The organism is Tunturiibacter lichenicola (assembly GCF_051013355.1).
In the GTDB taxonomy this organism is placed as follows: domain Bacteria; phylum Acidobacteriota; class Terriglobia; order Terriglobales; family Acidobacteriaceae; genus Edaphobacter; species Edaphobacter lichenicola_F.
Genome location: NZ_CP132944.1, coordinates 5,015,414 through 5,028,315 on the forward strand (window position 1 = coordinate 5,015,414; position 12,902 = coordinate 5,028,315).

A 12,902-nucleotide genomic window follows, 5' to 3' on the forward strand; every position below is an offset into this window, starting at 1 on the left:
AAGAAGGTCGTTGTAAAAATGGAATTGGCCTCTTAAAGATTCCGACGAAAGCAGCAGCGAAACGGAAGACGGCCTAGCTAGTCTTTGCGTCGCAACCTTATGGCCGAGATGTCTTCCTGTAGATATTTGTCGGCAGCGGGCCAGTCAAATGCGAACGCTTTTCCATTCAAAGCTTGATGCTCCTTATCAAGGTACTTTCTGAACCACTCGCCCCGCTGCAAACGCTGGTCTACCTTATCGCAGTCTCGAATCTCTGCTCGAAACTCACGATCAACAATTGGGGTGTCTACCGTCATTGCATCGAGATAAGAGAAGAAGTGCGGCAACTCTCGATAGCTGTAAGCCCCCGCCGTTGTTATTCGGAATGCTATTGAGGGTGCCTCGTTGTATAACGGGCTCGGGTCTAAGAGTCGTGCTGCAACGGCTCTTTTGAGAGCGGCTTCTATCTGCGAGGGGAAAAAGGCCATATCTTGGCAGAATTCGTGAACACGTTTCGCCTCCACGAATCCTTCCTGTTCGAACCTGCCCGTCCGATCTACGAATGCAAGGATATTGGGCAGCAAAAAATGCTCTCGCCCATCCGGTGAAGAGATGTCGAAGACGTTCGCGATGGGGCTTCCTGCTGGATCGTAGTGGTCAAAATCTCCGTAGATAACCGCTCGCATAAATTCATGAATTGGAATGTTGTAGTGACCATGTTCGTCTGCGATGCTGAGAATTTTCTCTGCGTTTACATGTCCACTACCGATAAAAGTAAGCAAGAAATCAAGTGCTCTTCGAGTATTGCCGCCACTCAACTCGTCGATGAATTGAACGAGAGGTCGGCTCCGTTTGAAAGACTCCAGGAGGACTTCGATGTACCTGACCAATGTCGGGGATCTCAGGGAAAAGGTTGGGCCCAAGCTCGCGAAGTTCCCTGTGTTCCGCAGATAGTTCAATACAAAACGTAGGCGCAGATTTATGACCTGATCTACCCTCGGTGGGGATATCGTAAAGACGCGCGGCTGGTATGCAGCTAACGAACCTTTACTACGTGATCTGTTGAAGGTGCTCGGTCTCAATGAGATAAAGACCGTCGCAGGCCATGTTTCTGCCAAACTCTGCCCAATTAGAAAGACGCGATCCTGAAACTCCTCTGGTCTCTGGTCAACGTTGTCGAGGAAGATTACTATCTGTCGCCGACGGGCCTTAGATATGTGGGTAAGGCAAGCCCGAAGATGAGCGGCTCTGTCCTTCATGCTTGTGTCTAAAAACTCAATTTCTTTTTCGGAAAAGGCAGAAGCATCAGTCGATGCGAGTCCTCCCCAAATGCCCTTTTTGAAGCGCGCGAGGTCGCTATGATAGACGCCGCGGACAAATCCATTTTCCTCAATATCGATCTCATGATTTGTTCTCAACTGGAATGCACAGCTCTTCAACACGAACCCTTCTAAATCTTCAGCTAGAGCGGGTTCTTTACCGAAGTCCACGTACAGCGCCAAGGCATTGTCGAAGAGCTCGCTGGCCGATATCGTAATCAAATGTTGGATGAAAATACTTTTGCCAACTCCAACATCTCCCAGCAACACGATGGCGCGTCGCTTGAGACTCGCAGCGAGTACATCGTCTACAAAGGAGTCTGACAATCCACCCTTCGTCGTTACAGCCTCCAAAGAAGGGCCTGCCAATTCTCTTTCGAAGAGAGTTGAGTATCGCGCTTGTAGAATTTGTTTGCTTATGGTGGCATATTGCGAAAGTGCGCCGCTTTGGGCGTAGCAATTTTCTAAAAAATCTTTCTGCAGTTGAGGCGCTCTTACAACGTCTTCAATGAAGAGTTCGCCTAGGATTTTGAGCTGTGTTTGAAACGGGTTTCGGTTTTTGAAGCCAGGATAATTCGCGATGCGTGACGACAGCTTTTCGGGAGGGGGTTGAACACCTTCGCTCCTCAATGTGGAATGCAACTTGTAGGCTTCAACTCCGTCGCGCGAGAGATTATCCCAAAGCAGACGAAATTGAGAAGCCATGTCATTCAACGAATAAAACACAAGACAAGTGCCATCGATCGGAGGTATGCCGTCGGAACGACTGCCCAGAAATGCGATCATCTGATGGCCGTTGGATACAGCTCCAAGCGGGATGCTCCTGTCTTGGCAGTAGTGCATAGCCTGCCGAACCGCGGCGTCAATTCCTTTGTGAGATTCTGTCAGCGTCTTGATTTTGCAGACCGACTTGAACAATCCCACTGGCAATTCAAAGTAAATGCCTTCTCGCTTCGCTTCGATAACGAGACGGCGCGGACTCAGAAACGAATAGTCGGTGTAGGTGCCCTCGAACGTTTCCTCAACGTGGACATCTTCGCGTCTCCAGTTGAGGCAATCAAATATCAATTGGTCGATCAGATGTAACCGCGTATCGGCTTCGTTCCGATTTTGGTCGGCGTCATTTGTTTCCGTCCATGCGACGAGCTTATGCATCTGCGACTGGGCTTGCTCATAGTCCATTGGTATGACGCCTCGAAAAAAAGGTTCAGAAGCGATAGTAATTCCAATTTGCATTGTCTATGTGAGGTACACCTATGTTAGACACGTTTAGGCGTCGCTTTTAGCGCCTAAATAGGGTCAATATGTTATTTGTTTGACTTTCTGCAGTTTTTTCCAGTCCGCCTTCAGCGTGGACAGCGACGGCCGTACATTGAGGGTTTCCATCGGTTGGGAATGCGGTCCGATGTAACGGGAGCAATCCTCGAACAGCGGAGTGATGGCCGCCACAACTGTTTCCAGGCGGGCGAAGTTTATGTTGGGTAACTTCGTCATCAGTTTTCTTTTGCCTTCTCCCGGAGGGCTGTCGCGCGCGAGGGCGCGAAAGTCGGAATTGTGAGCAACGGCACGCATCCGCGTTCGGATGCCTACTCTAATCTGCGCGGCCGGATCAATACGTTGATTCAGTCGGCGGAAGATCTGACGGGCGAGATACCACATAATCAGCGACAAGATGGGGCATTCAAGACACATTACTGGCGAATCTAAGCCACAGTGCCCACCAACGCACCCTGGGTGTCGCTTGCTTCTGCTGGCTCTGGCAGGTTCCTGTGGGCTCCAGCTGGCATCTGCTGGGGTACTGCGATTATCTCCTCCCTAAAAGCCATCCCAGTGATTGAAAGGGCCGTATCGAGGGACTCGAGACGGCTCAACTCGCTGAGGTGGCACATGGAAAAACCCAAGATGAACGGTCACGAACACCAAATCATGTTCGAGCCGCCAGTGGACTCACGCACGGCGTCTGCGGCGATCGGGATCCACTACAAGACCCTCGAACGTCTGGCGAGGAAAGGCCTGGTTCCGGCGATAAAGCTTGGACGTTCCTGGCAATTCAGGCTCTCGATCCTCAGCGATTGGTTCAACGGGCAACTGGAGTCGAACTCCGAAACAAATTCACAGGCAAATAAAAAGAAAGAGAAACCGCCGTAGATGAATGATCCGAAGAAAGTACAAACGGGAAGTCTGCGCCAGGTGGCGCGTGCAAATGGTAAATGGGCTTGGCAGTGGCGATATGTTGATCCGGCAAATGGGCTATACGGATCGAAGTATTTCTCGGGCCAGGAGTTCCCAACCGAGCAGGATATTGAAAAGCATCTGAAGCCGTTTCGGCTGCGGCTGAACTCCGGTCAGACGGAAAGAGTCATAGTAGATCCGACGTTCGGCGACCTCTTGGATGCTTATATTGCAGAGGAAAACCTGATTGAGATCACGAGCCGCAGACCGGGCGATCGGTCCGCCGGCAGGGACGAATTAGCTTTCTCGACGGCAACTTCTTACCTGAGTCTGTCAAATATGCTCCGCGTTCGCTGGGGAACGTTGGGGCTGGATCAATTTAAGCCTCTGGGCTTTCAGAACTGGCTCAAGTCCTTGGACCTCAAACCCAAAACCAAAGGCCACCTGAAGGCATTCGTTCACCGACTCTTCAACAAAGCCAAGCTCTATAGCATGCTGGATTTCCATGAAAACCCAATTGCATTGGTCGAGGTGCGGGGTATATCCAAGCGCTCCCGAAAGCCCGCCGACCTCACCATCGATCAGTTCTTTTTGATTTTGCGGCTGGTTCCGGAAAGCTACCAGGACATGATACTGGTCGACCAGTGCACGGGACTTCGCGCCGGCGAGTTGCTTGCATTGCGATGGGAGGCGGTAAATTTTGAGCGGCTCTGCATGAAGGTAAAGGAGGGAGTAGTCAATGGCCGCATCGGTCCGGTCAAAACTGAATACTCAGAAGACGAACTGCCAATGGATCCAGACTTCGCAACGGTACTCCTTGAGATCAAACGGAAGTCGAACGGGTCCGGTCTGCTGTTCCCGAGTCCCACTACCGGCCTTTCCTACCATGCTTCTCCGATCCAGCAGGACTACATCCGCCGCGCGGGCTGGTGTCTTGTTGCGTGTCCCGATTGTGGTGCTGCTCCCGGAACGGCATGCACCGGAGTGAATCAGAAGCGTGGAAAACGTCATGCCATCCCGGTCCATGACGAACGTCGCCAACTTGCAACCGAGAACAATTTCGGCAGCATTGGATGGCATACCTTTCGGCACACCTACCGGACCCTGCTCAGCGGCGCCGATACCCCGATCGACGTCCAGCAAAAGCTGCTTCGCCACGCTCACATCTCGACCACGCAGCAGTACGGTGGTCCGCCTATGAAGAACCAGCGCCGGGCGAACAGCAGGGTCGTGAGAGAGATCCTTTTCCGTAAATCGGGCGACTGAGCTTCGGACAGGAAGGAACCCGCATAATAGAAACGGGCGCTCAAGGGCGCCCGTTTCGATGGATCGGAAATGGATTGATATTCCCGTAGATGGTTGCGGGGGTAGGATTTGAACCTACGACCTTTGGGTTATGAGCCCAACGAGCTACCGGGCTGCTCCACCCCGCTCTTTGAATATACCGTTACTGACGGCTGAGGTCAATTCACCGAGAGTGATTCAGAATGACCCAACTTGTCTACTCTTCGGGCCCTTAGACGCGTAACTTTTTTAGAAAAAACGGGTCTGCATACATACGATGGATGTGTGGCCCAAATAGGGACGCGCGGGAGGCAGTGAGGATCGTATGTATCAGGGCAAATCCTTTTCGAAGGTTTCGATGGCGACAGTTTTGAGTGCGATGCTGGCTCTGGATGTCAGTGCAGGATTTGCACAGACGAAGCCTGCGCCCGTTCCGGACGCACAGATTGAGGCAAGTGTTTTGAAGGCGTTGGCTGGGGCGCCCGAGTTGGCAGATCAGGCGATCACATCAACGACTGTCTATGGCGTCGTGACGCTGAACGGCACGGTTCGCGATGAGCCGTCGAGGGACTTGGCGGAGCATCTGGTGTCGACTACGGCGGGCGTGCAGAAGGTCATTGACCAGTTGGTGATTGGGGCCGTTCCGGCGGCGAGTAACGATTCGGCGGATGGGGGGACGAATCCGAATCTTCAGTCGGATGGGTCCATAGCTCCGGCTGATGGGCAGAGCCAGCAGCCTCAGACCAGTTCTAATCCAACTGCCGCGCCACTGGGTGGGGCTCCTCAGCAGCAGAGTCAGTATCCTCCCGCTTATGGGAGCCAGCAGCAGCCTAGCGGACAGTATCCGCCTGCGTATGGTGAGCCGTCGCAGGGTGGTCAGTATCCGTCGCCACAGACTGGACAGTATCCGCCGCCTTATGGCGCTCCTCAGCAACCTTATCCGCCGCAATATGGTCAGCAGCGGCCTTATGTTGCCCAGAAGGGCGGGGATGCTGTAGTTGTGCCTGTTGGCTCTACGCTGCGGGTGCGGATCAATCAGGGAATGGATAGTAAGAAGACGGTGGTGGGAACGCCGTTTGATGGCGTTGTTTTGAACGATATCGTTGCAGGGGGTTCGATCGCTATTCCTCGTGGAGCTTCGATTACTGGAACTGTTGTGGAAGCCCATACGGCGGGGGAGCTGAAGGGGAAGGGTGAGTTGAAGCTGCAGCTTACGTCGGTTGCGCTTGGCGGGAAGGTTTATCCGATTGCTACTGACTTCTGGTGGCACCAGGGGGCTGACAAGACCGCGAATACTGTCGGAAATACGGTGGGGTTGGGCGCGGTTGGCGCGCTGATCGGTGCGGTGGCTGGCGGCGGCGTTGGAGCAGCGGTTGGCGCTGGCGTTGGCGGTGTGGCTGGGCTTGGAGTTTCGGCGGCTTCGGGTAAGGGGGAGGCGGTGCTTCCTTCGGAGGCGATTGTAGTATTCCATCTTACTCAGCCTGCAGATGTTACGACGGTGTCTCAAGCTGAGTTGGATCGGCTGGGGGCGGGCGTGCCGGTTGGTGCGGATCCTCAGATGCAGCGGCGGTATCCGCCACCTCCGCCACCGGGGTACTATGGGCCGGTCTATCGTCCTTACTAAGGTTGTTACGTCCTAAAAAGTGAGTGAGCTTTTGTAGATTTTTCCGGAAAAAATTGAGACGCCCGTGAGACCTGTTTTTTGAGGTTTTACGGGCGTTTTTTGTGGGGGTGGGCGAAAATGTGGTGTTAAAACGTGGTGTTTTGATGGTCAATTTGTGGTGGTTTGCATGGTAAACGTGGTCACTAAAAGCGCTGTTTTTGACTGCTGAAAAATACGCCAGGTTTTTCAGATTTATTTTTGAGGTTCGTGCGGTGTTGAGGATTCAAAGACTGCTTGCTTTGGTGCCTCACCGTGGGAGTGCGGTTCGCTTACGCGAATAACCGACCCTTCGCGATAAGGCTACGAAGGATGGGCCACCCGGCAGTTTGTCTTCGGCATTTTTCTCTTCGGTTGTGTCTCTGCTTGAGCTTTTATTCTGTTTGGAGAGCAGGCGAGGTGAAGGCTATGGCTGGAGCGGTGCTGGAAAAGATGTGTCCGTTCTTTATTGTGAGCAGCGTGGATCAGACCATCGCGTTCTATCGTGACAAGCTCGGGTTTGAGCGCTGGCACCAGCAGCCGGAGCGAGAGCCATTCTTTGCTATCGTTGGCCGGGACGGGGCGATGCTTTTCATCAAGTCTGGCGAAGCTGCGCCTATGCCTAATGCGGAGCGCGATCCCGAGATGAGATGGGATGCGTATGTGCCGGTCGATGACCCTGATGCGCTTGCTGCCGAGTTTGTTGACCGCGGGGTTGCGTTCAGCGCGCCGTTGAAGGATACGCACGACGGGCTGCGCGGCTTCGAGGTGGCTGACCCAGATGGGTATGTCTTGTTCTTCGGTCGACCGAGGTAGTCCGCGTTTCAGCAACTTCGATTCTGACGTTTCCCAAAACCCCTGCCAGCTCAACCGGTCGATGCAACACTGGCTTGGAGTTTACTCGCCGGCGTTTGAAAGCCCAAGGTCTCTCGCGGGCGTTGGTTGAGACGCAGCGCGATCTTGTTGAGATGGGCTTGAGTGTGGACGGACAAGTCGGTCTTCTTAGGGAAGTACTGTCTTAGCAGGCCGTTTGTATTTTCATTGGTGCCGCGCTGCCACGGACTCTGTGGATCGCAGAAGTAGACTTTCACGTTCGTGTCCACCGTGAAGCTCTTGTGTTGTGCCATCTCCAACCCTCGGTCCCAGGTCAACGAGCGCCGCAGGGTCGCGGGGAGTTTGAGCACGTGCTTGCTCAGCGCGGCGACGACCGTCGTTGTGTCTTTGCTGGGCACCTTGATGAGCATGACAAAACGCGAGTGCCGTTCCACCAGGGTTGCGATATGAGTATTCTTGCTGCCTGCAAGTAGGTCGCCCTCCCAATGACCGGGAACGGCGCGGTCTTCAACCTCCGCTGGTCTCTCGCTGATAGAGATCGCATCAACGATCTGTCCGCGGGACTGTCCCGCTGCCCGCGCGTGCCGTGAACGACGGATCAGCCGCTTGGACCGGAGATGCTGAACCAGCTCTTTTTTCAGCACTCCGCGGGCCTGGAGGAATAAGCTGCGGTAGATGGTTTCGTGGGACACGCGCATGCTCTCGTTGTTGGGATAGCTTACCTTCAACCATTTCGAAATCTGTTCCGGCGACCAGTCCAGGATCAGTTTACTGGCCACGATCGTCCGCAGTTCTTCGTGGTTCGCAAGAAGACACACCTTGGGTCGCAGAGCCGACTCCCAGGCCTGACGATCGGCTTCACTGGCTCGATAGAGTGGACGGCCACCGTGACGCGCGATCTCCCGACCCACGGTCGACACAGGCCGTTGCAATCCGCTGGCTATCCCACGAATCGACAAGCCGGCTGCGATTCCTCGTGAGATGTCTTCCCGCTCGGCCAGCGTCAGAGTCCGCGGTGAGCGCCGACGAGCGGGAGGAACTATCCCGCCGCGCTGCGTCAACAGGAACCGAATGGAACCATGCCCCTTACCAAAGGCTCGACCAATGTCATGCAACGACTCGCCCGCCTTCCAGCGCCGCCACATCTCGATCCTCTGCCCAGTGGAAAGCCTGTTCCGTTTTCCTTGTGCCATAACCACCACCTTTTGAAATTGAATTCATATCAGATGGTGTTGCACCGACCGGTTGAGACCGCCAGGGCTTTCGGCAAGTTCGACGCTGATGCTTCGGGAAGCTAGTTTTTTAAACCATGAATCCATCTGCGATACGCGGCTCATGGGAAAAAAATCAGGGATCGCAAAATTTGTAGTTGACATCGATTGGACAATTCACTACCGTTTGGTTGTGGATAAATTGGGTACAACATTTGCGGCTTTGTCTGATCCCACGCGCAGGGCGATGATCGAACGGCTCTCTCATGGGCCTGCCTCTGTGCATGGGTTGATGGAGCCGTTTGCACTGTCGCAACAGATGATTTCAAAGCATATTGCCTACCTGGTGCGGGCACGGATTGTGATCAAGACAAAGCGTGGACGGGAGAGCGTATGCACGCTTAGGCCAGAGGCGATTAAGACAGTCAGCGACTGGGCGATCAGCTATCGCCGGTTCTGGGAAGAGAGTTTCGACAAGCTGGATGTGGTGGTAAATCAAATGAAGAAAAAGGAGGTCAGAGATGACACAAAACACGGTTAGCGAAGTTGAGCGGATGGTTATCACGAGAGTTTTTGATGCCCCACGGGAGTTGGTTTGGAAGGCGTGGACAGACCCGAAGTACGTGATGCAGTGGTGGGGACCGAAGGGCTTTACTTCGCCGGTTTGTCAGATGGACTTTCGCGTTGGAGGAAAATTTCTCTGTTGCATGAGAACGCCGGACGGGCAGGAGTTCTGGAATGCTGGGGAATACCACGAGATTGTTCTGCACGAGAAGATCGTTTCGTCCATGTACTTTTCCGACTCGAAGGGAAACAAGGTTGAGCCTGCGGAATTAGGAATAGAACATGAGGCTATAGATGGTGCGTACGACGTGACCCTCTTTGAGGATCTCGGAAACGGCCAGACGAAACTCATCTTCATTGGAAATGAACCCATGGAGAGCGCAAAAGAGAGCGGTCAAGTTGAGGGCTGGAACGAGATACTTGATAAAGTTGCCGCAGTGGTTGCGGGGCTTGCGAAGGCGAAGTAAGAAGCTGAAAGTTTCGGTCATCGTTGCGCGCGAGATAAGGCTAAGGGACGGGAGGCGGCTTCGGTCGGACTTCTCGTCACCTGGCCGAAGTAGATGAGATTATTTGACTGGGTGGACGTGATAGACGCGCACAGCTCAAATCGTGCCAGGAGAGAGCCGCAGAATGCGAAAAGGGTTTACGAGAAGACCGAAGGTGGAGGAGCCCGCGGTAAACCACGACAAAAACTACATCACTCCAGGCGGCCTCGAGCGGTTGAAAGATGAGCGCCACTTTTTGGTGACGAAAGATCGCCCGGCCGTGGTGGAGGTGGTGGCGTGGGCTGCGGGCAATGGCGATCGCAGTGAAAACGCCGACTATCAGTACGGCAAGCGACGACTGCGGCAGATCGATGGACGGATTCGCTTCCTGACGAAGCGAATCGAAGCCGCGGAGGTTGTAGATCCGGAAGCTCCTAGAACGGGGCTGCGCGCGACGAAAGCGTTCTTTGGCGCCACCGTGCGCTATGCGAATGCCGCGGGGGCGGAGCGAGAGGTGAGCATCGTCGGCACGGACGAAGTGAATCTTGATCGCAACCACATCAGTTGGGCTTCCCCTCTTGGGCGCGCATTGATGAGAGCGACAGGCGATGGCGAAGTTGTTCTTCATGCGCCGGGCGGCATTGAAACCCTGACCGTGCTGGAAGTGCGCTACGAACGCATCTCTGTTGAACCGTTCCGCGAACCAGATGAGCATGAAGTCGCGACTAAGGGGCTTGATCGCTGACACTCTATGAGCGAAGGCTATCGGATCCTGGTCGGCCGGCATCTTTTTTTATTCTTCGCGGAGGACGTTGGCTGGGTCGATGTTGAGGGCGCGTCTGACGGGGCCGGCGACGGAGAGCATGCCGGTGAGGAGGAGCGTGGCTGCGACTGCGACGAGGACGAGGGGATCCTGTGCGGTGGCCTGGTAGACGATGGCTGAGAGGAGATGGCTGGTCGCTATGCCGAGCAGCAGGCCGATGACTGATCCGGTGGCGAGCAGGACGAACATGCGGCCGAGTGCGGCTGCGAGGATCTGCTTCGCTTGTGCGCCGAGGGCGACACGGATGCTTAGCTCGCGCAGACGCTTACTGACGGTGTAGGAGGCGAGGCCGAAGGTGCCGGTGATCGAGAGCAGGAGGCCGAAGGCTCCGAAGAGGCCGAGGGAGATGGTAGCAACCTGGGCAGGGAAGAAGCTGAGAGACATTTGATTGGTCCAGGTGCCCGATGCCTGGATGGGAATGGTGGGATCGACGTCGTGGATCAGTTTGCGAATGTCGGCTGTGGTTTGGGCTGTGTCGGGTGCATCGCCCTGGGGGCGGACGATGAGCACTGTATTTGTATCCGCGTTTTGTGAGAGCGGGTAGAAGGTTGCAGGATGCTGATCTTCACTGAGGGACAGGTATTTTCCATCCGCTACTACGCCGACGATCTGGATCTTGTCTCCTCCATGGGTCTTGAAGTAGTGGCCGATAGCGCTGCTGGGGTCGGAGTGGAAGAGCTGGCGGACGAACTCTTGATTCACGACGGCGACGGCTGGAGTGTCTGGAGTGTCGGTGTAGCTTACATCGCGGCCTGCGAGCAGAGGAGTTTCAGCGGCTCCGAAGTATCCGGGGGAGATGTTGAAGTAGTAGGTGGTGAACGCCTTGTTCGAGGACCTGAAGTTGCTCGTCTGTTGCGAGAAGATGTCTCTCGACGAGGGAGTCTCGAGGGGCGTCGAGTCCGCGTAAGCTGCGGCTTTGATTCCGGGGAGCTGCATGACACGCTCGAGTAGCTTGCGCTGAAAAGGTTCGCTGCTCTCGACGGTGTAGCCAGCCTGAACGAGATCGAAGCGCGTCACGACGACGTTGTGCGGATTGAGGCCGATGTTCATCTTAATTGTTCGGGAGAGGCCGCGCAGTGAGACGAAGGCGGCGGTGACGGTAACGCAGCAGAGTGCGATCTGTGCGGCGAGGAGAATGTCCCGGAGGGCCCAGCGGCTTCCTGCTACGGGTTGAGTACCGCCGCCGTTTTTGATTGCGTCATTTGGATCTGTTCTGAAGATCTGGCGCAGGGGCATGATGCCGAAGAGAAGACCGGCGAGGACGGAGATCAGCAGAGCGATCAGGATCAACGATGGCTGCGGCATGACGGAGAACTTGATGGGGTAGTCGGATGGTGGATGCCAGGCGGCGAGGCCAGTGAGAGCTGCCCACGCCAGAGCGCAGGCGCAGATACCACCGAGAATCGAGATGACGAAGGCTTCGACGAGGATCTGGCGGATGACGAGCCAGCGGCTGGAGCCGATGGCCATGCGGATGGCGATCTCGCGGGTGCGATCTGCGGTGCGGGCGGCGAAGAGGCTGCCGAGGTTGACGCAGGCGGCGAGGAGCACGATTCCGGCCAGGCCCATGACGCCTGCGATGAAGGCGCGGGCGGGAGAGCCGAGGAAGTCTCCGATGAGGCCGGGACGAGTCATCCTGAAGCCCAGCCCTTCCTCGTCATTGGGTTTTTCGCGGCGCATGCGGGCGGCGACTGTGTCCAGTTCGGCCTTTGCCTGAGCCAGTGTGACGCCTTCTTTGAGGCGCACGATTGCAAAGATGTTTTTGTTGGTCCAATCGTTGAGCCAGTTGATTCCTTCGAAGGTTGCTTCGTTGGCCATGGGGACGAAGATGTCGGGCTGTAGAAACTTCTCGGTGCCGTAGAAGCTTTTGGGAGTGACGCCGACGATGGTGTAGGGATGTTTGTCGATGCGGACGATCTTGCCGACGACGTCGGGATCTGAGTTGAACTGACTCTTCCAGGCGGGAAAGGAGAGGACTGCAGCGTCGGATGCGCCGGGGTGGTCGTCGTCGGAGGGTTGGAGGAGGCGGCCGAGCAAGGGCTTGATGCCGAAGACCTGGAAGTATTGCCCGCTTACCTCGTACCCCCAGACGGGACGGGTGACGTTGTTGGCTTCGAGGCCGAAGGCCTGGATGTTATCGGCAGCGACGGCGTCGAAGACTGTGCTGTCATCGCTTAGAGCGCGGATCTCGGGACGGGAGAAGACGGGGTAGTAGGGAGTGGCGGTATCGAGCGACCAGACGCGGTCTGGATGGGGGACGTCGAGGGGGCGCAGGATGAGCGATTGCAGGACGCCGAAGACGATGATGTTTGCGGCGATGCCGAGGGCGAGGGTCAGGACCGCGGTGAAGGTGAAGCCTGGAGAGCGGCGCATCTGACGAAGAGCAAATCGCAGGTCCTGCAGCAGGTTGGTCATCGGTGCCCTCGGGGCGGTGCTGTGGCTCGGCGTGTGTTGGTGCAATTTTGTCGCCGAAGTGCTGGTGTTGCAAGTTCTTGAGAAGGAAGTGGCTTGATGGATTAGGGAACGTGCTAGGGGGGAGGGTTGTGTTCGGTTTTATTAATGAGTGTCCGTCAATGGACAGGGAGGGGTGCT

General features: G+C 55.5%; 11 protein-coding genes and 1 tRNA gene. 7 read left to right on the forward strand and 5 right to left on the reverse strand.

Going from position 1 to position 12,902, the window contains the following annotated elements; translation table 11 throughout:
- Positions 1-77: 77 nt before the first annotated feature.
- Both RBB82_RS21055 and RBB82_RS21060 read right to left on the reverse strand, forming a co-directional pair.
- Complete coding sequence (locus RBB82_RS21055; protein ID WP_433972698.1) at positions 78-2,534, reverse strand: hypothetical protein; 2,457 nt, start codon at positions 2,532-2,534, stop codon at positions 78-80.
- Positions 2,535-2,597: 63 nt separating this feature from the next.
- Positions 2,598-2,969, reverse strand: coding sequence for a hypothetical protein (locus tag RBB82_RS21060; RefSeq protein WP_433972699.1), 372 nt, complete (start codon positions 2,967-2,969; stop codon positions 2,598-2,600).
- Positions 2,970-3,185: 216 nt separating this feature from the next.
- Here RBB82_RS21060 and RBB82_RS21065 point away from each other — a divergent pair, with 216 nt between their 5' ends.
- Together RBB82_RS21065 and RBB82_RS21070 are read left to right on the forward strand one after the other, a co-directional pair.
- Complete coding sequence (locus RBB82_RS21065) at positions 3,186-3,446, forward strand: helix-turn-helix domain-containing protein (protein WP_433972700.1); 261 nt, start codon at positions 3,186-3,188, stop codon at positions 3,444-3,446.
- Complete coding sequence (locus RBB82_RS21070; RefSeq protein WP_433972701.1) at positions 3,447-4,736, forward strand: tyrosine-type recombinase/integrase; 1,290 nt, start codon at positions 3,447-3,449, stop codon at positions 4,734-4,736.
- A 90-nt stretch (positions 4,737-4,826) separates the two neighbouring features.
- On the opposite strand, the gene RBB82_RS21075 is transcribed toward RBB82_RS21070, so the two are convergent.
- Positions 4,827-4,903 (reverse strand) — tRNA-Met (locus RBB82_RS21075).
- Positions 4,904-5,112: 209 nt separating this feature from the next.
- Here RBB82_RS21075 and RBB82_RS21080 point away from each other — a divergent pair.
- Together RBB82_RS21080 and RBB82_RS21085 are read left to right on the forward strand one after the other, a co-directional pair.
- On the forward strand, positions 5,113-6,378 hold the full coding sequence (locus RBB82_RS21080; protein ID WP_433972702.1) for a BON domain-containing protein: 1,266 nt from the start codon (positions 5,113-5,115) through the stop codon (positions 6,376-6,378).
- Positions 6,379-6,822: 444 nt separating this feature from the next.
- Positions 6,823-7,209, forward strand: a complete 387-nt coding sequence (locus RBB82_RS21085) for a VOC family protein (RefSeq protein ID WP_433975430.1) — start codon at positions 6,823-6,825, stop codon at positions 7,207-7,209.
- Between the two features lie 50 nt (positions 7,210-7,259).
- Here RBB82_RS21085 and RBB82_RS21090 read toward each other — a convergent pair whose 3' ends face one another.
- Positions 7,260-8,420 carry an IS30 family transposase gene (locus tag RBB82_RS21090; RefSeq protein ID WP_433972703.1) on the reverse strand — a complete coding sequence of 387 codons (1,161 nt, stop codon included), beginning with the start codon at positions 8,418-8,420 and terminating at the stop codon, positions 7,260-7,262.
- Between the two features lie 88 nt (positions 8,421-8,508).
- Here RBB82_RS21090 and RBB82_RS21095 point away from each other — a divergent pair, with 88 nt between their 5' ends.
- From RBB82_RS21095 to greB, 3 genes are all read left to right on the forward strand, one after another.
- Positions 8,509-8,979, forward strand: a complete 471-nt coding sequence (locus RBB82_RS21095; RefSeq protein WP_433972704.1) for an ArsR/SmtB family transcription factor — start codon at positions 8,509-8,511, stop codon at positions 8,977-8,979.
- Complete coding sequence (locus RBB82_RS21100) at positions 8,960-9,469, forward strand: SRPBCC family protein (RefSeq protein WP_433972705.1); 510 nt, start codon at positions 8,960-8,962, stop codon at positions 9,467-9,469. The genes RBB82_RS21095 and RBB82_RS21100 overlap by 20 nt, the downstream gene beginning before the upstream one ends.
- Before the next feature lie 163 nt (positions 9,470-9,632).
- On the forward strand, positions 9,633-10,232 hold the full coding sequence (greB, locus tag RBB82_RS21105) for a transcription elongation factor GreB (protein WP_433972706.1): 600 nt from the start codon (positions 9,633-9,635) through the stop codon (positions 10,230-10,232).
- 48 nt (positions 10,233-10,280) lie between these two features.
- Here the strand turns inward: greB and RBB82_RS21110 are convergent, their stop codons facing one another.
- Positions 10,281-12,725 (reverse strand): ABC transporter permease, encoded by a 2,445-nt coding sequence (locus RBB82_RS21110; RefSeq protein WP_433972707.1) that lies wholly within the window; start codon positions 12,723-12,725, stop codon positions 10,281-10,283.
- Positions 12,726-12,902: the final 177 nt, after the last annotated feature.